The 25,051-nt window shown below is 34.0% G+C and carries 22 protein-coding genes and 2 pseudogenes; 14 read left to right on the forward strand and 10 right to left on the reverse strand.

Annotation, left to right across the window (positions count from 1 at the left end; all coding sequences use genetic code 11):
• Positions 1-170: 170 nt before the first annotated feature.
• Entirely contained in the window at positions 171-764 is a 594-nt protein-coding gene (locus QQS35_RS08130) for a CBO0543 family protein (protein ID WP_285931450.1), read from the forward strand.
• A 134-nt stretch (positions 765-898) separates the two neighbouring features.
• Here QQS35_RS08130 and QQS35_RS22905 read toward each other — a convergent pair.
• From QQS35_RS22905 to QQS35_RS08135, 3 genes and pseudogenes are all read right to left on the reverse strand, one after another.
• Positions 899-982, reverse strand: a pseudogene (locus QQS35_RS22905) (hypothetical protein); the annotation flags it as partial.
• Positions 983-1,139: 157 nt separating this feature from the next.
• A pseudogene (locus tag QQS35_RS22910) lies at positions 1,140-1,250 on the reverse strand (spore coat protein); the annotation flags it as partial.
• 75 nt (positions 1,251-1,325) lie between these two features.
• Positions 1,326-1,493, reverse strand: a complete 168-nt coding sequence (locus tag QQS35_RS08135; RefSeq protein WP_285931451.1) for a hypothetical protein — start codon at positions 1,491-1,493, stop codon at positions 1,326-1,328.
• 87 nt (positions 1,494-1,580) lie between these two features.
• Here QQS35_RS08135 and QQS35_RS08140 point away from each other — a divergent pair, with 87 nt between their 5' ends.
• The 3 genes from QQS35_RS08140 (at position 1,581) to QQS35_RS08150 (ending at position 4,941) form a co-directional block, all read left to right on the forward strand.
• Positions 1,581-2,093, forward strand: coding sequence for a hypothetical protein (locus QQS35_RS08140; RefSeq protein ID WP_285931452.1), 513 nt, complete (start codon positions 1,581-1,583; stop codon positions 2,091-2,093).
• 94 nt (positions 2,094-2,187) lie between these two features.
• Positions 2,188-3,372: a NupC/NupG family nucleoside CNT transporter gene (locus QQS35_RS08145; RefSeq protein WP_285931454.1), complete on the forward strand. Its 1,185-nt coding sequence runs from the start codon at positions 2,188-2,190 to the stop codon at positions 3,370-3,372.
• A 141-nt stretch (positions 3,373-3,513) separates the two neighbouring features.
• On the forward strand, positions 3,514-4,941 hold the full coding sequence (locus QQS35_RS08150) for an aldehyde dehydrogenase family protein (RefSeq protein WP_285931456.1): 1,428 nt from the start codon (positions 3,514-3,516) through the stop codon (positions 4,939-4,941).
• A 19-nt stretch (positions 4,942-4,960) separates the two neighbouring features.
• Here QQS35_RS08150 and QQS35_RS08155 read toward each other — a convergent pair whose 3' ends face one another.
• Positions 4,961-6,337, reverse strand: coding sequence for an MATE family efflux transporter (locus QQS35_RS08155; RefSeq protein WP_285931458.1), 1,377 nt, complete (start codon positions 6,335-6,337; stop codon positions 4,961-4,963).
• A 165-nt stretch (positions 6,338-6,502) separates the two neighbouring features.
• Between QQS35_RS08155 and QQS35_RS08160 the strand changes: the two genes are divergently transcribed.
• The gene (locus QQS35_RS08160) at positions 6,503-7,573 is read left to right on the forward strand and encodes an undecaprenyldiphospho-muramoylpentapeptide beta-N-acetylglucosaminyltransferase (protein ID WP_285931460.1); all 1,071 of its coding nucleotides are present in this window, start codon (positions 6,503-6,505) and stop codon (positions 7,571-7,573) included.
• A gap of 33 nt (positions 7,574-7,606) precedes the next feature.
• On the opposite strand, the gene QQS35_RS22915 is transcribed toward QQS35_RS08160, so the two are convergent.
• On the reverse strand, positions 7,607-7,894 hold the full coding sequence (locus QQS35_RS22915; RefSeq protein ID WP_407933951.1) for a TIGR04104 family putative zinc finger protein: 288 nt from the start codon (positions 7,892-7,894) through the stop codon (positions 7,607-7,609).
• A gap of 331 nt (positions 7,895-8,225) precedes the next feature.
• Between QQS35_RS22915 and QQS35_RS08165 the strand changes: the two genes are divergently transcribed.
• Entirely contained in the window at positions 8,226-8,567 is a 342-nt protein-coding gene (locus tag QQS35_RS08165) for a hypothetical protein (protein ID WP_285931461.1), read from the forward strand.
• Positions 8,568-8,638: 71 nt separating this feature from the next.
• On the opposite strand, the gene QQS35_RS08170 is transcribed toward QQS35_RS08165, so the two are convergent.
• The 4 genes from QQS35_RS08170 to QQS35_RS08185 all read right to left on the reverse strand — a co-directional run bounded on the left by QQS35_RS08170 (position 8,639) and on the right by QQS35_RS08185 (position 13,142).
• Positions 8,639-9,763 carry a Ger(x)C family spore germination protein gene (locus QQS35_RS08170; RefSeq protein ID WP_285931462.1) on the reverse strand — a complete coding sequence of 375 codons (1,125 nt, stop codon included), beginning with the start codon at positions 9,761-9,763 and terminating at the stop codon, positions 8,639-8,641.
• A complete protein-coding gene (locus QQS35_RS08175; RefSeq protein WP_285931463.1) occupies positions 9,760-10,872 on the reverse strand; it encodes a GerAB/ArcD/ProY family transporter in 1,113 nt (370 codons plus the stop codon). Before QQS35_RS08175 ends, QQS35_RS08170 begins: the two co-directional genes overlap by 4 nt.
• Position 10,873: 1 nt before the next feature.
• Entirely contained in the window at positions 10,874-12,397 is a 1,524-nt protein-coding gene (locus tag QQS35_RS08180) for a spore germination protein (protein WP_285931465.1), read from the reverse strand.
• 190 nt (positions 12,398-12,587) lie between these two features.
• A complete protein-coding gene (locus QQS35_RS08185) occupies positions 12,588-13,142 on the reverse strand; it encodes a beta-class carbonic anhydrase (protein WP_285931466.1) in 555 nt (184 codons plus the stop codon).
• An 822-nt stretch (positions 13,143-13,964) separates the two neighbouring features.
• Here QQS35_RS08185 and QQS35_RS08190 point away from each other — a divergent pair.
• From QQS35_RS08190 to QQS35_RS08215, 6 genes are all read left to right on the forward strand, one after another.
• The gene (locus QQS35_RS08190; protein ID WP_285931467.1) at positions 13,965-15,722 is read left to right on the forward strand and encodes an ABC transporter ATP-binding protein; all 1,758 of its coding nucleotides are present in this window, start codon (positions 13,965-13,967) and stop codon (positions 15,720-15,722) included.
• Positions 15,722-17,749 carry an ABC transporter ATP-binding protein gene (locus QQS35_RS08195; protein WP_285931468.1) on the forward strand — a complete coding sequence of 676 codons (2,028 nt, stop codon included), beginning with the start codon at positions 15,722-15,724 and terminating at the stop codon, positions 17,747-17,749. Before QQS35_RS08190 ends, QQS35_RS08195 begins: the two co-directional genes overlap by 1 nt.
• Positions 17,750-17,928: 179 nt before the next feature.
• Complete coding sequence (locus QQS35_RS08200) at positions 17,929-18,756, forward strand: S1C family serine protease (RefSeq protein ID WP_285931469.1); 828 nt, start codon at positions 17,929-17,931, stop codon at positions 18,754-18,756.
• A 365-nt stretch (positions 18,757-19,121) separates the two neighbouring features.
• The gene (sigI, locus tag QQS35_RS08205; RefSeq protein ID WP_285931470.1) at positions 19,122-19,853 is read left to right on the forward strand and encodes an RNA polymerase sigma-I factor; all 732 of its coding nucleotides are present in this window, start codon (positions 19,122-19,124) and stop codon (positions 19,851-19,853) included.
• Positions 19,850-20,872 (forward strand): anti-sigma-I factor RsgI family protein, encoded by a 1,023-nt coding sequence (locus QQS35_RS08210; protein WP_285931472.1) that lies wholly within the window; start codon positions 19,850-19,852, stop codon positions 20,870-20,872. Before sigI ends, QQS35_RS08210 begins: the two co-directional genes overlap by 4 nt.
• A gap of 649 nt (positions 20,873-21,521) precedes the next feature.
• Positions 21,522-23,087 carry a bifunctional GNAT family N-acetyltransferase/carbon-nitrogen hydrolase family protein gene (locus QQS35_RS08215; RefSeq protein WP_285931473.1) on the forward strand — a complete coding sequence of 522 codons (1,566 nt, stop codon included), beginning with the start codon at positions 21,522-21,524 and terminating at the stop codon, positions 23,085-23,087.
• A gap of 49 nt (positions 23,088-23,136) precedes the next feature.
• On the opposite strand, the gene QQS35_RS08220 is transcribed toward QQS35_RS08215, so the two are convergent.
• Entirely contained in the window at positions 23,137-23,376 is a 240-nt protein-coding gene (locus QQS35_RS08220) for a YhdB family protein (protein WP_285931474.1), read from the reverse strand.
• Between the two features lie 306 nt (positions 23,377-23,682).
• Between QQS35_RS08220 and QQS35_RS08225 the strand changes: the two genes are divergently transcribed.
• Positions 23,683-24,420, forward strand: a complete 738-nt coding sequence (locus tag QQS35_RS08225; protein ID WP_285931476.1) for a YhcN/YlaJ family sporulation lipoprotein — start codon at positions 23,683-23,685, stop codon at positions 24,418-24,420.
• A gap of 116 nt (positions 24,421-24,536) precedes the next feature.
• Complete coding sequence (locus tag QQS35_RS08230) at positions 24,537-25,004, forward strand: S-ribosylhomocysteine lyase (protein WP_285931477.1); 468 nt, start codon at positions 24,537-24,539, stop codon at positions 25,002-25,004.
• Positions 25,005-25,051: the final 47 nt, after the last annotated feature.

Genomic DNA, 25,051 nt, shown 5'->3' on the forward strand with positions numbered 1-25,051 from the left:
ACCCTCCAAAAATCCAATAAAGATAGTATTAGTGATTTTTTTAAAATTATTAATGAAGCGTTAACTTGTCATAAAAACAATTACTATCTTTGGATTGTCATATGGTATAAAGGAAAGTAGTAAAGAGATACTAAGCCAAGTAATAACTTTGGTATATAGGAGTGTTGGTTGTGACAGAAGATCAATCAAATCAGTTAGAATCCATTCTTAAACAACAAGACAAATTGGTTAAAATGTGGTTGGAATATTGGAAGGATTACTCTACTTGGGAAACATGGCAATTTTGGGCTATTGTATTTATGTTAATTATTCCGCTTATTATTGTTATTTTCGCGATAGATAAAAGTAAAGCATTTCATATAGGATTTTATGGATTTAATATACATACTTGGTTCACTTATTCGGATGCAATTGCGATGAGAACCTCATATGTTACCTACCCCTTTCAGGCAATACCAATAATGCCAGTAAACTTTGCTTTAGATGCTTCATTGGTTCCTGTTGCGTTCATGCTTTTATATCAATGGTGTTTAAACCGTAATAAAAATGTATTTTTCTATGGAGTAATACTAAGTGGAATTTTCTCATTTATTGTAAAACCATTGTTAGTTTCAGTCGATATAATACAATTAAATAAAGGAATGAATTACTTTTATCTATTCTTAAACTACCTTCTTATCTTGGTGTTATCTATTATCATAACTAAATTGTTTAAATATCTAAGGAAAAAAAGGAAGACGTTTTTACATAGTAATGCTCACTAGTTTTTTTTGAAAATCTACATAGAAATGGCAAGGAGGTATAAATGCCTTCTTGCCATTTCTGAAATTTATTGTGTCATAAGACTAAAAGCTGCATAAACTAATTGTGAGATATCTCAGGTTTTAACACTTTACTCTTACAAAATATCTAGTTGGCCAACTAGTGCTATAAGAATCTGAAGTAGTACATGAATAGAGGCAGCTACAGTATCTGTTGTAGTAACAGTGACATTATAAAATCAATCAATACCAATTAGCTGACGATTTGCCTGATTAATTTGGGAATAACCGAGTAAATCTTCTGTAACTTGTGCAGCACGATCACTATTAGCGATGGATATTTGAATGACTATTGCAATGGCTACTTGCAGGGCGAACTTATAGACAAACTACAACTTGTGTGTCGGTAGTAGCTACGGTGACTTCATTTGAATTTAAAATATAGATTGCTTCTCTTGAGGACTGTTCAATATTACCTACTTGATTTGCATATTGACTAACTCCAGTTGCATTGGTTTAGTTGTTTTTACTTTTCCCCATTTAAAACTCCTCCTTTAAAATAATTTATTCGGATTTAGAATTTCTTCTATCTTCTAACATTTTAAAGCTGTTGCAGTAATGCATGGGACGAGCTTGATGATAATCCACCATCTTTGTTTTGTTGATAAGCAAGAAAAGCTTCCGTTCTGAGTTTTTAAGCTTTCTACTTAATCTTTGATTTGGCTTTTTCATTGTAAGTTTTCTCCTACTAATTAACGAAAACCATTTTCAAATATGGGTAATAATGGTAAAATGTTAATTGAGTGAGGAGGACAGAAAATGACAAAAAAATATAACTTTTTTATAATTTCGACACTCGCCCTACTATTTGTTTTAGTAGGATGTCAAAACAATCAAACAATACCAGATGGTTTTTACTCCTATGAAAAAGGTGAGGTTAAAACAGCCATAAATGAACTGTCCTTTCAACCAGAAATACCTAGCTATGTACCTATTGAAGTAGACTTTTTAATATCAGATCGATATTTTGTAAAAGATACTGATATGGAAGCTCTAGACGTAAGCTTTTATACGAGAAATAATGACCTGTTATCCGTTCAATTTATTGACGGTAATATTGATGAAGAATGGATAGATACAGAATCTGTGACATTAGAGGATGAGATAACAGGGATATATGTAGATAATGCATTTGCTAAAGTACTCTATTGGGAGAAAAGTGGTATCACATATAAAATGACTTATCGATCCAGTACACTAATGGAGGAAGATAATGCTAATAACATTTCAAAATCAGATTTAGTTGAAGTTGCAAATTCGTTTCAATCCTAAAAAAAGGCTGTTTCCAGCCTTTTTTGTTTGCATTAAATAAAGGTTGGTGGGGAAATTAGTTAAAGAGACAAACAATAAAGGAGGATTATAAAAATTGAGTATTCTTCTAGGCTTATTAGCAATTGTAATTGTCATGGGTATTGCATACTTAATGTCAAATGACCGGAAGAACATCAATTATATGGGGATTATAATTATGTTAATCGCCCAAGTGATAACCACTTGGTTTATGTTTGAAACAGCAATTGGAAGTAGTATTATTAGATGGATTGCTGATGGCTTTGATAAGTTAATTGAATTTGGTACAGCAGGTGTAAGTTTTGTTGTAGGTGACTTAATGGAAGGTGGTAATGTATTTTTCTTTAATGTGTTACTGCTCATAATTTTCTTTGCAACTCTTTTATCTGTACTAACATACTTAAAAATTCTACCTGCTTTGATTCGCTATTTAGGTGGATTCATTTCAAAAATAACTGGATTGCCAAAAGTTGAATCTTTTAATGCGGTAAATAGTATTTTCTTTGGCCAATCTGAGGCAATAATTGCAATAAAATCACAATTTCGACACTTATCAAACAATCGATTATACATTGTAAGTGCTTCAGCAATGGGATCTGTTTCTGCATCCATTATCGGTGCATACATGCAAATGCTTCCTGCTGAATATGTATTAGTAGCACTTCCATTAAATATGTTCAGTTCGTTAATCGTTGCTTCTATCATCGCACCAGTTAAAGTGGATAAAAAGGACGACCATGTAGATGTAAAAGAAGTATCAACATCCAAAAGCATATTTGAAGCAATGGGAAACGGCGCGCTAGATGGTGGAAAGATTGCTCTGATTGTCGCAGCTATGTTAATTGCATTTATTGCTTCTTTAGAGTTAGTGAATTGGATTATTCAAGCTATTTTTGCTGGTACCACCATTCAACAAATTTTAGGTTATATTTTTGCCCCAATTGGTATATTAATGGGGATTGCTCCGAGTGAGGTGATTCAGGCAGGAGGAATAATGGGAACAAAGATTGTAACGAATGAATTTGTTGCCATGCTTGAACTACAACCATTGGTCGACACCCTATCTCTTAAAACAGTTGGTATTGTATCTGTTTTTCTTACGAGCTTTGCTAATTTTTCTTCGATTGGGATCATCGCTGGAACTGTGCAAGGAATTGATGCAGAAAAAGGTGCAACAGTATCGCGATTTGGGCTAAAGCTTTTAATCGGTGCAACATTAGGGTCTATCCTTTCTGCCACGATGGCAGGTCTATTTTTATAAAATGGAAAACCAGGGTCTCCTAGTATAGGAGACCTCTTTCTGTTAGGTTTTTTGTAGACTTCTGTTGTAGGGAAGAAAGGTTTATAAAAAGGAATGCGTGGAATATAGTTGATAGGAGATGAAAAAGGGAGGAAGTAATTTATGGCAAAACAATACCCGCTTTACATAAATGGAAATTGGATAGAAACAACTGAAAAGTTAGAAGTAATAGATAAGTACACCCAAGATACGTATGCAAGCGTATATAAGGCTGGAGAAAAAGAAGTGGATCAAGCGATTACTAGTGCTAGAGTTGCTTACAAAAAGGAACAATTATCACCATATAGACGGTTTGAAATCCTAAAACGTGTATCGGAATTATTAATGGAGAGAAAAGAAGAACTTGCTTTGGTTATAACAAAAGAAGCTGGAAAACCATTAAAACAAGCAAGTAGTGAAATTGAACGGTCTGCTCAAACTTTTGAGGTTGCTGCAGAAGAAGCCAAGCGGATTCACGGGGAAGGTGTACCAGTAGAGGCTGCCCCGGGATCTGAAAATCGTATGGCGTTTACGATTAAAGTTCCTGTAGGGGTAGTGGGAGCGATTAGTCCATTTAATTTTCCGCTCAATCTTGTTTCTCATAAAGTAGCTCCGGCAATCGCAGCTGGCAATGCCGTTATATTAAAGCCAGCTAGTACTACGCCAATCTCTGCGTTAAAACTAGCAGAAATTTTTGAACAGGCAGGCTTACCCTCAGGGTTATTTAATGTTGTTGTTGGTTCTGGATCAACTGTTGGTAATCAAATGATGAAAGATGAGCGTATTGACTTATATACATTCACAGGAAGTGCAGAAGTCGGATTAAAATTAAAACAGAATACGGGGTTGAAAAAATTAATCTTAGAACTTGGGAACAATTCACCTGTCATTGTTGATAAAGATGCAGATGTAGAATTAGCTGCTAAGACATTAGCCCAAAAAAGCTTTGCTTTTGCAGGTCAAGTTTGTATTTCTGTACAACGGATTTATGTTCATGAATCTGTGCTCGGTGAATTTCAGCAATGTTTTGTTGACGAAGTTAGAGGATTGAAAGTTGGAGATCCAAATGATCCTGATACTGATGTTGGTCCGATGATAGCGGAGCAAGAGGCAAAGAGAGCTGAAAACTGGATAAATGAAGCGATTAATCAAGGCGCAACTGTTCTTCAAGGGGGCCAACGTAAAGGTACAGTAATGCAACCAACCGTAATGTTTGACGTTAAAAAAGATATGCGTGTCGTATGTGAAGAGGTTTTTGCACCAGTTGTGAGCATATTACCTTTTGATGATTTAGATACCTGTATTGACGAAGTTAATGAATCCCCATATGGCTTGCAAGGTGGGATTTTCACACAAGACTTGGATAGAGCATTTTATGCTGCTCGTAAAATCGAAGTGGGTGGTCTAATGATTAACGACGCCTCACAATATCGTGTGGACCTGATGCCATATGGTGGAGTTAAGGATAGCGGGAACGGAAAAGAAGGTCCGAAATATTCAATAAAAGAAATGACAGAAGAAAGATTAATTGTTTTAAATTTAAATAAATAGGAACACAAAAGATACTGGATCAATATTGATTCAGTATCTTTTTGTTAAATTGTTTAGACAATTTATTCTGCAAATAAATCATCCGACCAAATAAAGTAATGGCTCCGGCACTTAATCCTATTATTAATCCCATCCAGTAACCATATGGCCCAAAGCTTGCATAGTTAGCAAGTATCCAACCGCTCGGAAGCCCAATTAACCAATAGGATACAAGGGACATCCAAAACGTAATATTTACATCTTTATAGCCTCGTAATATCCCTTGTAAAGGTGCTCCAAAAGCATCAGCAAATTGAAAAAAAATCGCATAGAAAATAAAATTCTTTGTCAGTGCTACTACTTCAGGATTGGCGTTATATAATTTAGCGACAGGATCATCAAATGCGTAAAGTATAAATCCTGCTAGAAAGGCTATGACAACACCAGAAGCAATCCCCATGTAAGAATATGCTTTTGCATCATTAATGCGTTTTGCTCCTATTTCATAACCAACCGCAATTGTTAGTGCCGTAGCAATGCTTAATGGAATCATATAAAGAAAAGATGCAAAGTTTATCGCGGCCTGATGGGCTGCAATTGTAAATGTATTATACACACTCATAAAAAGGGTTACAGCTGAAAAAATGCTAACTTCAAAAAAGATGGAAAACCCAATCGGAACTCCAATTCTTAATTGTTCCCACCATGCGTGAAGAGATGGAGGTGTCCAACTGCTGAAAATTTTGTGTGCTCTAAAAGGATTAACCTTGTACACAACGAATATCGTTATTCCACAACATAACCAATAGGTTAATGCTGAGGCAAGACCTGCACCTATTCCTCCTAATGCTGGAAATCCTAATTTTCCAAAAATAAAAACATAATTAAATATGATATTAAGTGGTAAAGATAATAGGATAATAAACATAGACATTCTTGTTTGCCCTAATGCATCAATATAACAACGAAGTAAGTTGAAAATAAAAAGAGGAATAATTCCAATTCCAATCGTAATAAGATAATACTTTGCTACATAACGAACATGAGATTCTAAATCCATGAAACTTAAAATGGGCTCTATGAATAAAAATCCGATAATGGATACAACTAATCCTAAGCCAATAGAAAGATAAATACCTTGCTGGACAGTTTTAGGTATATCTTGTTCTTTTTTTGCTCCCACCATTTGAGCAACTATAGGTGATAGTGCCATTAGAATGCCGTTTATACCAGTTGATATTGGTACCCATAGACTTGAACCAATTGCGACTCCAGCTAATTCGCCGGCTCCAGCATTTCCTGACATAACCGTATCAAAAAAATTCATAGCATACATGCTTAGTTGTGTTATTAAGATAGGTATAAGGATAACTAAGAATAATTTGATTTTTTGTTTGTTTGTGTTAGTTTCATACATGTAACTCTTCCTTTTTTAATTAAATTGGATTAGGATAAAGAGGGTTATAGGATTATAACACAGTTTTAGTGTTTATTTATATGAAAGAACTTATGATAAAAAAATCACGCTTGGGCGCAATAGAACTTATTAAGGCGGGATATATAGAAAGGGCGTAACACATACATGAGTGAGAAACGAATTTTGTTTACAGGCGGAGGAACTGCTGGACACGTTATTGTTAATTTAGCTATCATCCCAAACTTTCAAAAAGAAGGTTGGGAAATTGACTATATAGGTTCTAAAAATGGAATTGAAAGAGAACTGATTGCAAGATTAGAAAATGTAACCTATCACCCAATTTCAACAGGTAAGTTACGAAGATATTTATCGTTAGAGAATTTAAAAGATCCGTTTAAGGTTCTTAAAGGAACGATGCAAGCTTACCGAATATTGGGAAAGAAGAAGCCAACTGTTATTTTTTCAAAAGGTGGATTTGTTTCTGTTCCTGTACTTGCAGCTGCTAAAATGAGAGGTATACCGGCTATTATTCACGAATCGGACTATACACCCGGACTAGCAAATAAATTAGCAATTCCATTTGCCAAAAAAATATTAGCTACATTCCCTGAAACGATGCAACATTTACCAGAAAAAAAGGCCGAGTGGATAGGTGCTGTAGTGCGAAATGAGTTATTTCAAGGTAGTAAGAAAAAAGGACTGCAGATTGCTAACTTACATAATGAAAAACCGGTGCTACTTATTATGGGTGGGAGTGGTGGTGCTCAGAAAATTAATAATGCTGTCCGCTCTCAGTTGACTACTTTATTAGATGAATTTCAAATCATCCATATATGCGGAAAAGGCAATGTTGATGAAGCTGTTAAAGCACCAGGATATGCACAGTTTGAGTATGTAAATGAAGAGTTAAGTGATTTGTTAGCTGCAACTGATTTTATATTATCTAGAGCAGGTTCTAACGCTATTTTTGAATTTCTAGCATTAAAAAAACCAATGTTGCTTATTCCGTTGTCACGAAACGCGAGTAGGGGTGACCAAATTCTAAATGCAAATTCTTTTAAGAAACAGGGCTATGCCAATGTATTGGAAGAAGAAGAATTAACAAAAGAAAGTTTAGTAAAAGAACTATTAAACCTAAAAAATAAAAAGCAAGATATGCTTGAAAATATGCGGCGCTATGAAAGCTTTGAGGCGAAGGATAAAGTTATAAAAGTAATCAAAGAGGTAAGAAAATAAAAAGGATATCAGGTTTACGACCTGTTATCCTTTTTATTTTTTCTGTCGATTATAGGTAGCTATAAATGGAAAAATCAATAAAAATATAACATAAGCGAATAAAAGTATGGAAAATCGAATGTTTGTAGGAAGTTCGATTAGTAGTAAAATAAAAGCAAGGCCAAGAATGAAGAAAACAGAAATGTATTTGGAGCTATTACTAATCCGATAAACAGTACCACAATTTTCACATTTCATCGGTTGATTTCCTAAAAATAATGACTTTAGAATTTGTTTCCAAGTAAACTGCTTATTACATGTTGTACATTGTTGTAATTTGATATAATCACCTTCATCTTTACTATACTTATCTAAAGAAAGTAGAAATGTTTAATGAACACTTCTACTTTCATAATTCTATCCTACTTAATTGATTTTGCCAAATTACCAAGAGCTACTACCTTTTCGAAAAAACTATTTACCATTTTAAAAATGCTAGTGGAATAAATCCTATTCGTACTACGTATAGGAAACTGGTTACATGAAACAATTCTTTGGATTTTGTTAACTACTCCTGTACAATAGTTTTAATTAGTAGATATACCAAGGGATTTTGTAGCTGTAGATTGAATTGATATAATAGATATAAAAGCTTGATGAAGGGAAAAGAATAATGAATCCAAGCATTTGTAGATATTGCTATAAAGAAATTGAAAATAGGGATCAACTCGTTACTGCAACAAACATGTTACGAGTAAGATCTTATCATTATGTATGTTTCAATGAGATAGAAACAGAAACGAAAACTTTTTGGGGTTTTTGGACACCAATCAATGGTGTGTCTGGTAATATTAGATCAGTTATTATGCTTGGACTTGCTCTGTGGATGTTTTTTACGAATAGTTTAGGTGCTATAGGAGATTTGATTGGTATTATTGCTTTATTCTCATCTTTGTTACGAGGCATTTCATATTTTTTTTATGAGAGAAAACTTCCAGCTTATAAACATAAATAAAACTTATCACGACTGGATTGAGAATTAGACAGTAAAGAGTACCCTATATATGTAAACTATAGGGTACTTATCTAGTCAAAGATTCCATGTCTAATTATATTTACATCTATATTAAAATTAACGTCAATATTGGGATACATTTCACGCCATTTTTCCTCTGTTAATTCATTATTCCGTGTTTCTTGATTATAGGTGGTTCCAAACCCCATTGGGTCTACATTCAGTTCTTTCGTCTTATCCATTACCTCTTGTAATTGTTCTTTAAAATTATCTTCAATTTGTTTTTCTAGTTTTTTTAATACCTTCTCATCTTTAATAAGCAATGGAACAGATAATTCCATTAGTCGAGCATCTAACGAAATATTGACGTCGTATGAAAGATTTTTTTTGTCATTTAGTAATATCTTGGATTTACTCCTGATTTCACTTAATACGAAATGAAACTCTTCATCCTTGTGCTTATCTTCATCTTCCTCGATAAATTCTTCAAAGGGTTGTTTGGATAAAGACATTTCTTGTTTACCTGCTTTAAAGCTTTCAGTCATTAACTTAACTAAGAATGTTTGTTTTGGTGATAATGAATCAACATATACATCGTTTTGAAATAGAGCAATGCTTTCAATTACAGGCTTTTGTTTTTCAATAGTTACCAAAGGTTGTATCGGATCAATGCCTATGTCCTCATATTTATGAACAAAATCAAAGAAATCACTCTCAGGGAGAATCTCCCGCTTCTGATTATTATCAATTAAGTTGTAAAGGTACTTGCTTAAATCAATGGACGTATCAATTGTTAGGACTTCTCGTGCTGTCGTTTCACTAACTAGTAAATATAAACTAGCTGGCTCCTCAGCATTTTTGAAATGCGGGCTTAGCACACGCATAATCCCGGTTTCTGCAAGCTCTTTCCCAAAAACTTTAACCCGTATTTGTCCAGTAACGAGTTTATAATTTGTTTTTAAGTTAGCTGTGTCTAGTGCGCCTTCATAGGTATTAGCTTGACTTTCAACGGCTTGAATCGCTTCTGGGATGTCTGGATCAAATTGTTTGTAGAGAAATGTGTTGTCTAAAGCTTTATCTTCATGAAGTAAATCTGCTCCATAGCTGCTTACAATCCCAAGTGTTTCAATTTGTTTTGGAGGAGCGCATCCAACTAACAGTGTTAGCATAAGCACTATAAGCGACCTTTTTTTCAACTATGATTCCCCCTGTTTTTATTCATTTTCTTTTTAATAATTACTAGTGGATACAGAACAAAAGGGTAAATAAATACAATCCAAAAGCCAACTTGTGCAACATAGTCGATAATTAATTGGATTGTAAATTGATCTCTAATTAATCCGCCACAAATAAATAATAAGAATACAACACCATAGACCGCCTTCTTTTGAGGTAACTGGTACATACGTTTTAGTCCGTAAGAAATCATCCAGGTAATTAATATCATATTCGGCACAATAACCATCATCCATTGAGTCACAATAATTAAGTCGAACCTTTCAATGACGGCATATTCAATTAATTTATACAAGATTAATACAGGCCAAATCGAACGCTCCAATAAATCACCGCCAAAAAAACCTATGGAGATAAAGGTGACTAACAGAACAAGAAATGTAGTCATCACGATTCCTAACTGAGTAGGTAGTTGAGCCTTTTTTTTATTATCAATAAAGGGATATAAGAAGAAAAGAATTTCCAAACCAAGAAAAGAGTAAGTGGTTGCTCTAGCACCTTTTAATAACTCCATTGGTGTAGCTTCAAACATCGGTTTAAAATGACCGAAATCCATTAAGGTCATTGGTTTATAAAGAAAAAAAATTAACCATAATGTCAGGATAAAGAAGGTGAACGTAACCCCAACTGCTACTCTTAGACCACCAAGCACTGCATAAGTAACGATAGATAATATCATGATGCTTAGCAGCCAGGGAGACAACATTGGATATATAAAAACTTGAACAACTTGAATGTAATTAATCAAAATAGACACTAGACTACTAAATAAATAAATAATAAAAATTGTACCGAGCACTCTACTAATCCATTTTCCGAAAAGATCTGTTTGAATACCAAAAATATCTGTGTTTTTATATTTTTTAAGTATAGCAAACATGACGAAAATGATAAGATGCATGCATAATCCTGCAATGATAACAGATATCCAAGCATCTTGTTTAGCTTCCTTAAAGATATACCGAGGTGTACTCATAATCCCCGTTCCGGTTTGGATGCTAGATATGATGAAAAACAAATAGAAAGCTTTCACACGTAGGCCCGGCCTAATAGTTATATTGACATCCATCCTATCCCTCCAAATCATCTATATCTTTTTTCTTTGTTGATTTTTTCTCCTTATAACGCATGTCATCCTTTAAGCGGTAGGATAAAGCACGTTTATTTCCCACTCCAAAAGGTAACCGGAACAACGCATTATCTAAATCTTTATATACAAATGGATAAACTGGTAAGAAATAGGGGCGACCTAGTGATGATATTCTCAATAAATGAATAATCAAAAGTGATAATCCAAATGTTACGCCAATAATTCCAAACATTCCGGCCAGAATGATTAGCGGATAACGAATTACTCGAATCGCAGAACCCATAAGATAGCTTGGTGTTGTAAAAGATGCTAATGCACTCATTGCAATTACAATAATCAAGACGTTACTTGTAAGACCGGCTTCAACAGCTGCTTGACCTAAGACAATCCCACCAACGATACCAATGGTTTGTCCTACTTTAGTGGGTAGCCTTGCCCCTGCTTCGCGAAGTAATTCAATGATTAATTCTAAAAACAATACTTCCATTATCGGTGGAAAAGGCACTTTAGATCGTGATTCCCCAAGCGTAACTAATAAATTAGTGGGTAGTACTTCATAATGGAATGTAACAACAGCGACATAAACCGGGGTCATTATAAACGAAATAAACATTGCGATGAACCGAAGCATACGGAAAAATGTTGCAACGTTCCATCGAAAATAGACATCTTCTGTTGATTCAAAAAAACTAAAAAAGGTGCTTGGTGCAACTATTCCTTCAGGACTACCATCTGTTAATACACCAACTTTACCTTTACTTACCCCGTAGGAAAAACGATCAACCCGCTCTGTTAAGTAAAATTGTGGGAAAACTGATAACGATGAATCCTCTATATATTGCGCGAGAACAGAACTGTCCTCTATATCATCTACTTTTAAATCATTCAGTCGTTGTCGCATCGTTTGAACATCTTCATCATTGGCAAGTGACTTTAAATAGACAAGACGTACTTCTGTTGGTAAACGCTCACCAATTGTAAATTTTTCGGCTACTAATTCAGTTGAATGGATGTTAGAGCGGACAACGTTTAAATTAATATCTATTGATTCCGTAAATGAAGTTTGTGGACCGATAACAATCGATTCTCTTTCGGGCTTTTCTATCGGTCTTTGGTGCATTTTCAATAGTATAAAAGTGGTAACTTGTTTTTCATTTTCGATATAGATTCCAACAGAACCGCTGATTAATTCATTGCATACATCTTCTACTTTATCCTGCTGTTTTGCATTGCCTAACGGTAAATTATTTATTAGGTTTGATGCAGTCGATTCTTCTTGTCCATATATTAAAGGTGTGAGTAAGCTTTCATTTAAGCTAGTTTTATCAACCAAATGGGAAATATAAAATACTACTATTTTTTTATTCTGTACGTCTAATTGTTTAAACGTAAGGTCTGCTTCATCGTGTAAGTGATCTCTTATTTTTTGTTTTAACTTCTCAATGGACAAAGGGAAACTGCCCTCATTATTGTTTTTCTGAAATGGACGTGGTCGCTTATTCAAGAATTTCCCTCCACATATGCACAGTTCTATCTTTAGTATGGGAGAATTAAAGTGAAAATATGTGATAATTGAAGTGGAATAATGTTTTTAATTTTTCTAGATAGGAATTAGTTGGATTTGATGAAGGCGAGAGAAGGTGTTTTTAAGGCTTAAAATAAACAAAAACCTCCAAGAGTAGGAGGTTTTTATTCTAATATCCCTTTTGAATGACATCTAATTGTCCCGTATTTGGATCAATAACAAGACCGTGAACAGGGACACTTTCAGGTAATAAAGGGTGATTGCGAATGACATTTACACTATGCTGAACAGATTCTTCCACGCTGTCAAATCCTTGTAACCAATCTTCCACATCAATTCCGGCGTATTCTAGTGTTTTGATTGTATCCTGTTTAACACCTCTTTGTTGGGCTTTTTCGATAAGTTGTTTACCATTAAAGCCTTTCATTCCACAGTCGTGATGCCCAATTACTAAGATTTCATCTGCCTGAAGTTCATAGACAGCTACCAATAAACTTCGCATAATACTCCCAAATGGGTTTTTAATGATAGCTCCTGCATTTTTAACGATTTTTGCATCTCCATTTTTAATGTTTAATGCATTTGGTAAAAGTTCTACCAATCGGGTATCCATACAGCTAAAAATAATGATTCGCTTGTCCGGAAACTTGTCTGTCTCAAATGGAACATATTTTTGTTCCTTAGCAAATGCCTTATTATATTCAATTAATTCATCTAAGTACATAACTACATCTCCTTTTAAAGAACTTAAAATAATAATATCAGATAATGAATAGTAATCACAGTTTATGAGCCTAAAATGCATACAGTAAAGTAAAAATTATGTTGACTTACCAAAATTTTCATAATATAATAAAAACGCATTAAAAAATCGAAAGGAGGTCACGAAAATGAAAAAAGTACATGTAGTAAATCATTCAGCTAACTTAATATGTGAAGTGACCTTCAGAAGAGCAACTTACTATAATTAAACTATTTGTTTTTATTTATAACTGTTAAGGTCACGACTATTTGTCCGTGGCCTTTTTCTATTCTTTTTTAAAGAAGCGCATACGTCTAGGGACGTGTGCGTTTTTTTGTTATTAAAAGGAAAAAAATGTAATTTAATTCAGCGAAGTCTGGATACTATCCAGTTTCTATAAATTAGGTTTTATTTCGATGATTCGTTTTAGAAATAAAACTAATAAAAAGTTGGAAGGAGAGAGGTAACGATGATGAAGCAAATGAGAAAGCATTGGTTTATGAAAGCATGGAGAGAGAGCGGATAACAATTTAATTCATGGAATAAGTAGGTGAGGTTTGTGTTTATAATATTCAGAAAGATTGACTGGTTTTTTACAGAATTTATGAAGCGATATAAATTAGTATTTGTAATTACCTTTAAGAAAAATAGCCCAATCATTGATCGAATGGTATTGATCGTTTCAAAACAAAATTAGTAAATAATAGAAAGGAGAAACATGAATGATTATAAAAAAGAAAGCAGAGGTTTTAATGGAAGAGTGGAAGGAAAGCGGTTAGTTAAATAAATAGGTAGGTGACGGATATGTTTATGATTTTTAAAAAATTAGATTGGTTTTTCAAACAATATTGGAAAAGGTACACGTTTGCTATTTTAGCATTAATTGTTGCTAGTTTTATTGATATTATACCACCTAAATTAGTGGGAATGGCGATAGATGAGATACAATTTGACACCTTAACAATGGAAAGAATTATAGATTTACTATTGCTCTATGGGGCACTTATATTCCTAAGTTATACGATTTCTTTTTTGTGGGATTACACCCTGTTTGGTGGCGCCGCTATTATGGAGAAATTAATGCGTACACGATTAATGCATCACTTTTTACGCATGACACCAACTTTTTATAGTAAGTTTCGGACAGGGGATTTGATGGCCAAGTCAACCAATGACTTAAAAGCAATTGCTACGACGACAGGTTTTGGAATATTAACGCTAGTTGATTCTAGTATCTTTATGTTTATGATTATTGTAGTTATGGGATTTACAATTAGTTGGAAGTTAACTTTAGTAGCATTAATTCCACTACCAATTATGGCAATTGTCATGCATAAGTATGGAAGTATCATTCACGAACGGTTTATGAAGGCGCAAGCTTCATTTAGTGATATGAATAATGAGGTTTTAGAATCCATACGTGGCGTGAGAGTGATTCGAGCATATGTGCAAGAAACCCAGGATGAAAAACGATTTAATGATATGACAGAGGATGTGTATCAAAAAAACTTAGAGGTAGCTAAAGTTGATGCGCTGTTTGAGCCAACGATGAAAATTCTAGTAGGGTTATCCTATACAATTGGCTTAGGATACGGAACGACGCTCGTATTTCAAAATGCCATTACTTTAGGTGAGCTTGTTTCTTTCAATGTATATTTAGGAATGTTAATTTGGCCAATGTTTGCTGTTGGAGAATTAATTAATGTATTGCAACGAGGAAATGCTTCCTTAGATCGTGTCAATGAAACATTAACCTATCCGAATGATTTGGATCAACCTAAATATGATAAACATGCAAAATCTATTCTTTCCCCAAACAATATAATATTTAAAACACTCAGCTTTACTTATCCTGGAAGTGAAGTACAGAGTCTAACTAATGTTAACTTGGAAGTACTTAAAGGACAAACAATCGGTATTGTTGGCAAAACAGGCGCAGGTAAAACCACTTTATTAAAACAACTATTAAGAGAGTATCCAGGCCGAAAAGGTACGTTAACAATTTCAGGAGTACCAATTGAAGAATTTTCGATTGATCAAACCCGAGCTTGGATTGGTTATGTTCCTCAAGACCAAGTGATGTTTTCAAAAACAATCCGAGAGAACATCCAATTTGGGAGAACAAATGCGACAGATAAGGAAATAAATCGCGTAATGGAAATGGCATCGTTTTTAGATGATATTAACAACTTACCTCAAGGTCTAGATACAAAAGTAGGGGAGAGCGGAGTCACCTTGTCGGGAGGACAGAAACAACGGGTTGCCTTGGCCCGTGCGTTTATAAAAGATCCAGAAATTCTTCTCCTAGATGATGCCTTGTCAGCAGTTGATGGGAAGACGGAAGCAATGATTATTAACCATCTAAAAAATGATCGCCAAGGTAAAACCACCTTTATTACCGCTCATCGAATGTCAGCAGTACAGCACGCTGACACGATTGTTGTTTTGCATGAGGGGAAGGTTATTGAAATGGGCCCACACCAGGATTTAATAGATACTAATGGCTGGTACAGCAGACAATATAAATTACAACAGGTAGTAGAGCAGGGGGAGGTCTCTTAATGAAATCCACTGAAAAAAGACTGTTTGCGTATGCCATGTTCTATAAAAAAACTATTTTTATTGGATTAATTTGTTTGCTAATCGCAGTGTCACTTGAATTAGCTGGGCCTTTTATCGCTAAACGTATCATCGATGAACACATAACAGGAATTGAATCGACCTGGTATCAAGTCGGGGAGAATGCAGATAAAGAAACAGTTGTTTATAAACGTAACTTTTACAAAAGGTCAGATAGATTTGATGCTGATGATAAAAAGATTGGAGAGGGAACCCTATTACAAGTTAATAGAGACTTTTATTGGGTAAATGAAGCGGTTCCCCTATCTGGTACAAGAACCATAAGTAATGGTGAATTAATAATACAAACACCTGAGCTAAACAAACGTTATTCTCCTGAAAAATTATCACTTAATCAGCTTTATCAATTTTTCAAACCGGAACAACGCCCGATTGTGTACTTGTTGGTCATTTATGTCCTATTATTACTCATTGCGGCAGCTTTTCAATTTGGTAAAACCTTTCTGTTGCAAAAAGCATCTAATCGTATCGTGCAAAAAATGAGAAATGATGTTTTTCATCACACGCAAAAAGTACCAATCAATTATTATGTTGATAGACCGGCCGGAAAAATAGTAGCTAGAATAACAAATGATACAGAAGCCGTTAGAGACTTATATGAAAGAGTATTATCTATCTTTATAACTAGTATCATATATATGGCAGGGATTTATGTGGCACTATTTCTATTAGATGCCCGATTGGCTGTATTCTGTCTATTATTAATTCCGATTGTTTACTATTGGATGAAACTATATAAATATTTTGGGACTAAATACAATACGGTAATTCGATCGACAATTAGTGAAATAAACGGCAATATTAATGAATCTATTCGGGGAATGTCCATCATTCAAGCTTTTAGCAAAGAAAAACAAGTGAAAAGTGAATTTGAGATATTAAATGAAAGACATTTTTTATACCAACGGAAATTAGTTAAGTTAAGTGCATTAACATCTCATAACTTGGTGACGGTATTAAGAAATTTGGCTTTTGTCGGATTGATATGGTATTTTGGTTCTTCGTCACTTGGTATAGAAAGTGTTGTAAGTGCAGGGGTTTTGTATGCCTTTGTAGATTATTTAAACCGTTTATTTGGTCCAGTTAATGACATTGTCAATCAATTACCCCTGTTGGAACAAGCGCGAGTTGCATCAAGCAGAGTATTCGAACTGATTGATCACGAAGGAGAAGAAAGACGTAACGAACCAATTAAACGGTATGATGGGCATGTTATTTTCGACTCTGTATCCTTTGCTTATAATGATGAAGACTTTGTTTTAAAGGATATTCATTTTAATATCTCTCCTGGTAAAACAGCCGCATTTGTCGGCCATACTGGTTCGGGAAAAAGCTCAATAATGAATCTTTTATTTCGTTTCTATGATCCACAAAAAGGTAGAATAATGATTGACGGAATAGATACTCAAACATTGTCGAGACAACAAGTTAGAAGTCATATGGGGATTGTTTTACAAGATCCATTTTTATTTAGCGGAACGATTTTGTCGAATGTAACCATGAATGACCAAGATATTTCCCGGGAAATGGCGATTAAAGCTTTAGAATCAGTGGGAGCAGATCGCTTTATAGCGAAACTCCCTAAAGGTTATGATGAACCTGTAAATGAAGGTGCTAGTACATTGTCAATGGGAGAAAGACAATTAATATCTTTCGCTAGAGCATTAGCATTTAATCCAGCAATTCTGATTTTAGATGAAGCAACAGCTAATATCGACACGGAAACAGAATCCATGATTCAACGAGCACTAGAGGTAATTAAAGATGGAAGGACAACATTAGTGATTGCTCATCGACTTTCTACTATACAACAAGCAGATCATATTTTTGTTTTGGATCATGGTATAATTAAAGAACAAGGTAATCATCACCAGTTGATAAGAGAAAAAGGTATTTATTACAATATGTACCAAATGCAACAAGGTAAAATTAAAATAGCAGTTAGTTGAGTCAATTTCATAATTACCTTATTCAGTCATCTAAGACAATATTTAGTTTGGAAATAGTTTTATCCAACTATATATTGTTGTAGGTGACGACAAAATTGGTATTATGAAATTGATTAAGATAATATATTTTGTTAGTAATCATTGTTGTAGGCTTAATTCTGTGCACTTGAGGTGAGTATATGAGCAAATCAGATAATTTTCATGAGGATATTATTGACGAAGATTTATATGAAGAGATTGATGAAGAAGAGCTCCTTGTAATAATTGAAATGGAACAAAAAAAAGCTCACCAAAAAGAGGCAGATGCAAAGGAAAGGAAAGAAGTAAAGCGACCATTTCCTAAATGGGCCTTTTGGTCTATCGCAGTAGCCATGTTTATAAATGTTATTGCGATTATTCCTCAAACATATTCGATTCCGGCAATCGATTTCCTGGTTACATCAGCAAAACTAGTTTCGGATCCAACTATTGATACGTATCAGGAGTCAGTTGTTGTAATAGAGGCTGGTAACAGTAAGGGGACAGGATTCTCCATTGCTGCTGATGGTGTAATCATTACTAATCATCATGTTATTGAGGATGAAAGCAATATAATGGTAGCTTATCCGGACCAAGGTTTATTTGCTGCAGAAGTTGTTCATGCATATCCAGATATTGATTTAGCAGTATTACAAGTAGATGGGGAAGAACTTCCACACCTGAATTTGGCTAAAGAAACAACATTCAACGAGAATGAACACATTTATTTTATTGGAAATCCTTTAAGATTCAATGGTATTGCTAATGAGGGAGAAATTTTAGGATATACTCAGCTTGAAAGTTGGGATAAACAAGTGCTTATGTTACAAGCACCAGTATATCGAGGAAATAGCGGAAGTCCTGTTATCAATAGTGATGGGGAAGTAATTGGTGTCATTTTTGCTACATTAAATCATGATACACATGGGAAAGTAGGTTTAGCTGTTCCCATCGATTATTACTATCAAAGTCAAGATACAAATGATTAATAGGGAAGAAGTAAATGTCATATACCGTGATATCTAGTATAGAAACCAATGAGTAAGATTAATTACTCATTGGTTTCTTTTCTGATACAAAACCTGACAAATATTTTAAACTACGTTAACAAAGTGGTCATTAAGTACTAATTTTTGATATAACTTTTTAATAAATTGTTAACGAAAACAAATAGATATAAAGAAAGAGTTGATATATGATTGTACTTATTATTAATTATGATTAAGATGGAGAACCCAAATGAGTAAATTGAAGAAATTATATATAAATATGTTAAAAATAAAACAAATTGTTTTGTGCAGACAAAAAAACAATAGAAGTTACGAAATTTATAGTATTGGTGGTGGCAAAAGCTATGGAATGCCAGCCAAAAAATGATTACATTTCTTTAGAACAACAAGTGGAATTAGTTCAACAAGGCGATCACGAAATACAAAATTACTTATTGAAAATTTATCAGCCATTTATCGCTAAAAATGTATCTCAAGTATGTAAAAGATATATCAGTCCAACGAGAGATGATGAGTTTAGTGTTGGTTTATCAGCTTTTAATGAAGCAATGAATTCGTATTCGTTTGATAGAGGTAGTTCATTTTTATCCTTTGCAAGTCTTGTTATCAAAAGAAAGGTTATCGATTACATTCGAAAAGAAAGTAATAAATATGCGACATTGTCACTCGACGAATCTAACGATGAAGAGCAAATGGAGAATCCAACCCAAATCAAAGCTGCAACGAATTTATATCAATACGAGAATGATCAATGGCATCGGAAAGCGGAGATTGTTCAGCTTAGTAATCAATTGAAAGAATATAAAATATCGTTTGAAGAGTTAACGATTATTTCCCCTAAGCACAATGATGCAAGAGCTTCCGCGATTAAGGTTGCACGTGTTTTATATGATGATGAGCAACTAAGAGATTATGTAATTAAGAAGAAAAAAGTCCCAATAAAATTATTAGTTAATCTTGTAAATGTAAGTAAAAAAACGCTTGAAAGAAACAGGAAATATATTCTAGTTATTTTTATAATCTTAAGCGGTGACTATGTTTACTTAAAAGATTACCTGAAAGGGGTCGGAATGTGAAAAAGGGGATCGTCGTTAAACAGCGTCATCGTTATACAATTGTGTTAGATCGTAATGGTCGTTTTAACAAAATTAAACCAATAAAGAACGTAGAATTAGGAGAAGAGGTTAACTTCCAATTACAAGACAAAGGTCGGTTTCATACGGTGTTTTTTTTACAACAGAAACTGAAACATAAAGTGAATATCATAGCTATGGTTATGGTATTAATGATTTTGACCTTGCCACTATATGCTTGGTACGATGAACCTAGTGCGTACGCATTTGTAAGTATAGATATCAATCCGAGCTTGGAATTGGAATTAGATGAAAATATGGTTGTACAGGGTGTTTACCCATTAAATCAGGATGCTGAAGATATGCTATTTAATCTAAGTTCTCTTGAAGGGGAATCTATAGAAAATGCCACGGATATTATAATAAATACTATTAGAGAACAAGATAAGAATGTAGATGCAAACACAGTCATTATAGGTGTAAGTTATTTGGAAAAGCCTAAAAGCAATAACAATGTGACAAAAGTACTTGATAACTATTTTATAGACGATTCTAATAGTGATTTTGAAATAGCTACATTTGTCATTCCAGAGGAAATTCGCAAACAAGCCCAGAAGAGTAAAACTTCTATGAATAAAATAATGGCATCTTCCTTGGAAGCGGAAGAGGTGACTCTAAGTGAAAAAGAAAACATGAATCGAAAAGAAGAAGAACTTATTCAATCTTTTTATAATCATAATGAAGCAACAGATACGATTGACAATAACCAAACTGAGCTCCCAAGTAAGCCTACTGAAGTTCAAATGCAAACGGAGGTCATAGAAGAAGATAGTTTAAAGGTCGAAGATGTGCTCATTGATAAAAAGGAAAAAGTTGTTGATTCACCTGGAAAATCTATTGATGAAAAAATCGATCAAGTGATGGAAAATAGAGCAAATGATAAAATCCCACCGGGGCTTGAGAAGAAATTGAATGGTGATAAAAATAGCAAAGGGAAAAAGGAAAAAACGTCTGCAAATTAATTGCAGACGTTTTTGGCTCTTGTAGGACATTTATAGATTTTTAACCATTAATACTCTATTAGAGAACAGACTTTTTAATGATATTGTATTGACAAAATTAATTTTTTCGCTATGCATAATTAAGTAATATCTTCTAAAAAGATGCAATTGTTTGTTGAACTTTCCATCATCAAGTACAATTAGATTTAGTAAATCAATGTAGAAGAGTTACTTTGAAAAGAAAACCTGTGTTAGTATGGTTGGTTTAATAGGAGTATTTTCACCTAACACAAAAAAGACAGAATTTGTAGACAATATAGAATGAATAGTTTTAAAAGAGTTTGGTATCCCTTAGCAGACTAAAGTGATACATTCTTTGTTCATAGTTCCACTAGTACGCTCTACCAATTGGTTTCTTTTTTACTTAAGAACTCTATTATAAGAGTGATGCATATGAATACACTAGAAGTTGATAGCATAAAAACATCGATTCCTGGATCCAGGATACAATTTTAAATAAGGCTTTTAGGATTGTGTCCATCACTTCATTAGAAGCATCCAAACTGACCAAAATCGAATAGTTATGGTTTTAATGAAGCTGTAAAATCACAGAAGCTATTGGAAAGACTAATAACTACAGCGAAATAAACATGAAAGGATCGATCAAAGAATGTCAAAGAAATTAGACTTGTCGAATTTTGAAAAAAAACTTGAAGTAAGAAATATTACAACGGAAGATATAGATCAGCTTATACAAATGCAAAAAGTTTGTTTTCCTAACATGGAACCTTGGAAACGAGAGCATTTAGAAAGTCATTTAGACCAATTTCCTGAAGGACAATTTTGTGTAGAATATGATGGTGAAATTATAGGTAGTTGTTCCAGTTTAATTGTTAACTTTGATGAGTATGATGACAAACACACATGGGATGACATCACAGATGAGGGTTATATAACAAACCATAATCCAGAGGGATATAATCTATATGGGATTGAAGTAATGGTAGATTCTGAATTTCGTGGGATGAAAATAGGTAAAAGACTTTATGAAGCGAGAAAAGAGTTGGCTAGAGAACTTAACCTGAAAAGTATTATTATAGGTGGTAGAATTCCTAATTATCATAAGTATGAAGCAGAGTTATCCCCAAGAGAGTACGTGGAAGAAGTCACGTCTCAAAATATATTTGATCCTGTATTAACTTTTCAAATAATGAACGGATTTACAATAATGCGTATAAATCCTGGATACTTACCAGATGATCGTCAATCATTAAAATACGCGACATTAATGGAATGGAACAATATTGACTATCGTGCAAAATCGAAACGTCATTTTAAAACGGCATTTCCAGTAAGAATCACTGTGATTCAATATATGATGAAAAATATTGAATCGTTTGATGAATTTGCCAAGCAAGTAGAATATTATGTAGATGTTGCTTATGATTTTGGATCTGATTTTGCAGTATTTCCAGAAATATTCACAACACAATTAATGTCATTCTTAGACGAGAAGGTTCCTTCCCAATCTGTTCGAAGGCTAGCAGAATATACAGAAGATTATATTGAACTTTTCACCAATTTAGCAGTAAAGTATAACGTCAATATTATTGGTGGGTCACACTTTGTAGAAGAAGAGGACCATATTTATAATATAGCTTATTTATTTAGGCGCGATGGAACCATTGAGAAGCAATATAAGATTCATGTAACGCCAAATGAAAGAAAATGGTGGGGAATTCAACCAGGTGATACGGTAAAAGTATTTGATACGGATTGTGGTAAAATTGCAATTCAAATTTGCTATGATATCCAATTTCCTGAATTAGCTCGCTATGCAGTTGATCAAGGAGCAAATATAATCTTTGTTCCTTTCTGTACCGATGACCGTCAAGGTTATTTACGTGTAAGATATTGTGCACAAGCACGTGCTGTCGAAAATCAAGTGTATACGGTTATTGCAGGTACTGTAGGTAACCTAACCCAAGTGGAAAATATGGATATTCAGTATGCTCAATCAGGAATTTTTACCCCGTCCGATTTTGAATTTGCTAGGGATGGTATTATTGGAGAATGTCATCCTAACATTGAGACAGTCGTTGTTGGTGATGTGGACTTAGAAATTTTACGGAGACAAAGAAGATCAGGAACAGTTAGGCAATTACGTGACCGACGAAGAGATTTGTTTGAAGTGAAATATAACAACATCGAGACAGAGGTAAAACCAATTAAATAGCAATAAGTAAAAAGGGGGGTATCCAGGATAACCCCCCTTTTTATTATAATTATACTTCCATCATAGCTGCAGCAGGCGTTTGGCCCATTGCATGATCGATGTAGTGTAGCAATTCCTCATGACTGGTCATTACTTGCTGCTCATTTGAATTATAATGGAAAGCATGTAAGAATACTTCTATTTTTTTTGATAACATATCATCATTGGTTCGTACCATTAGGACAAGTAAGTCATCCCATTGTCCCCATAAGGTGAAATATAAAGCTTTGTCATAATCCGGGATATACATAAACACTCCCCTTTCTGAAAGGGTTATTTTTAATATGCCCAAAGAAGTCGTTTGTAAATAGTTAGTTTTTTGGTTTTCGTTCCATAACTTAACGTGAATTAAAGGAACATACATTGTTCTCACATGAAGGCACTCATTAAATTATATATGCCTTGTATTACTTAAGTGTTCTTTAAAAATAATTTGTTATGCGCAATTATAATAGTTGTTAAATATCACTAATCCAAACATTGGTTTTTTTGAGACCGTATAAGGAAAAAAACAAGGTAGCATACTATTACTGACTCTATAAAGGAGGAGTAGCCAATGAACTGGAAATCTGCTTGTTTAACTGTTGTGGCGACATCAACGTTAGCCTTAACAGCTTGTGGTAATAACGGCAACGAGACTGGTCAAGGATTAAATGATGGTGTACAACAGACAAGATTTAATAACGCCACTGATTTTCCAACGGAAAATCATGGTGAATATATGACTAATAATGAAACTAGAAACCCACGTAACGGAATTGATAACTATGGAGCAAACCGAGGTGCTTACGACGGGGCAGTTAGAGAAAACGATTTGAGACGTGACGGTGTAAATAATCGAAATATAAATAACCAAGCAAATATTAATGATCGTAACACTCAAACCAATAATAATGGTAATACAACGCGTAACGACGAAAACAATTTTGAAGTAGCAGATGATGCAGCAGAGCGTATTACTGAACAGGTAGATGAGGTAGGTTCAGCATATGTGTTAACAACCGACAACAATGCATATGTAGCAGTGGAGTTAGACAGAACTACAGATAATAATGGAAAAAACGCTCAAAATGGTGGTAATGGTGATAATGTAAGTGATCAAATTGAAAAACGAATTTCTCGTGCCGTTAAAGATGTAAATAATGATATTGAAAATGTTTACGTATCAACGAACCCAGATTTTGTTAATTTAACAAATAATTATGCAGATAACGTTAATAATGATCAACCTATAGAAGGATTTTTTCAACAATTTGGAGAAATGATTGAACGCGTATTTCCACAGGCTAGGTAATTTGTAAAGCGAGAGCATATTTTGCTCTCGCTTTATTTTTATAAATTGATACCGATCATTTAATGTGATATTATTAGCCCAATTCTGATTAGTATAATTTTTAGGGAGTGGACGAAATGGTTGAAAAAATGAATGTAGAAAGTTTCAACTTAGATCATACAAAAGTAAAAGCACCTTATGTACGATTAGTTGGTGTCACAACAGGCCAAAGTGGTGATAAGGTTTATAAATACGATGTTCGCTTCTGTCAGCCAAATAAAGAGCATATGGATATGCCTGGTTTACATTCCATTGAACACCTGATGGCGGAAAACATTCGTAATCATATTGATAATGTTTTGGACATTGGACCGATGGGCTGTCAAACAGGTTTTTACCTTGCTATTTTAAATAACGATAGCTTTGAAGCAATTATAGAAGCATTAGCTAAAACGTTACAAGATGTTCTGGAAGCTGATGAGGTACCTGCTTGTAATGAAGTTCAATGTGGATGGGCAGCTAACCATAGTTTAGAGGGAGCGAAAGAAATAGCTTCTCGTATGCTTGATCGAAAAGAAGAATGGCACATTGTTTTTGCTGAATAATTTTTATTTTAAGCATCTGTTAAACAAATAATTCTAAAAATTAGACA

Source organism: Aquibacillus rhizosphaerae, from assembly GCF_030282825.1.
Lineage (GTDB): Bacteria > Bacillota > Bacilli > Bacillales > Amphibacillaceae > Aquibacillus_C > Aquibacillus_C rhizosphaerae.

Excerpts from the sequence above, each read along its gene's own strand:
- QQS35_RS08165 (WP_285931461.1), top strand. The coding sequence starts at position 8,226 with ATGAATCCAAGCATTTGTAGATATTGCTATAAAGAAATTGAAAATAGG.
- QQS35_RS08160 (WP_285931460.1), top strand. The coding sequence starts at position 6,503 with ATGAGTGAGAAACGAATTTTGTTTACAGGCGGAGGAACTGCTGGACAC.
- QQS35_RS08195 (WP_285931468.1), top strand. The coding sequence starts at position 15,722 with ATGAAATCCACTGAAAAAAGACTGTTTGCGTATGCCATGTTCTATAAA.
- QQS35_RS08150 (WP_285931456.1), top strand. The coding sequence starts at position 3,514 with ATGGCAAAACAATACCCGCTTTACATAAATGGAAATTGGATAGAAACA.
- QQS35_RS08230 (WP_285931477.1), top strand. The coding sequence starts at position 24,537 with ATGGTTGAAAAAATGAATGTAGAAAGTTTCAACTTAGATCATACAAAA.
- QQS35_RS08155 (WP_285931458.1), bottom strand. The coding sequence starts at position 6,337 with ATGTATGAAACTAACACAAACAAACAAAAAATCAAATTATTCTTAGTT.
- QQS35_RS08140 (WP_285931452.1), top strand. The coding sequence starts at position 1,581 with ATGACAAAAAAATATAACTTTTTTATAATTTCGACACTCGCCCTACTA.
- QQS35_RS08175 (WP_285931463.1), bottom strand. The coding sequence starts at position 10,872 with ATGGATGTCAATATAACTATTAGGCCGGGCCTACGTGTGAAAGCTTTC.
- QQS35_RS08215 (WP_285931473.1), top strand. The coding sequence starts at position 21,522 with ATGTCAAAGAAATTAGACTTGTCGAATTTTGAAAAAAAACTTGAAGTA.
- QQS35_RS08190 (WP_285931467.1), top strand. The coding sequence starts at position 13,965 with ATGTTTATGATTTTTAAAAAATTAGATTGGTTTTTCAAACAATATTGG.
- QQS35_RS08135 (WP_285931451.1), bottom strand. The coding sequence starts at position 1,493 with ATGAAAAAGCCAAATCAAAGATTAAGTAGAAAGCTTAAAAACTCAGAA.
- QQS35_RS08225 (WP_285931476.1), top strand. The coding sequence starts at position 23,683 with ATGAACTGGAAATCTGCTTGTTTAACTGTTGTGGCGACATCAACGTTA.
- QQS35_RS08220 (WP_285931474.1), bottom strand. The coding sequence starts at position 23,376 with ATGTATATCCCGGATTATGACAAAGCTTTATATTTCACCTTATGGGGA.
- QQS35_RS08200 (WP_285931469.1), top strand. The coding sequence starts at position 17,929 with ATGAGCAAATCAGATAATTTTCATGAGGATATTATTGACGAAGATTTA.
- sigI (WP_285931470.1), top strand. The coding sequence starts at position 19,122 with ATGGAATGCCAGCCAAAAAATGATTACATTTCTTTAGAACAACAAGTG.
- QQS35_RS08185 (WP_285931466.1), bottom strand. The coding sequence starts at position 13,142 with ATGTACTTAGATGAATTAATTGAATATAATAAGGCATTTGCTAAGGAA.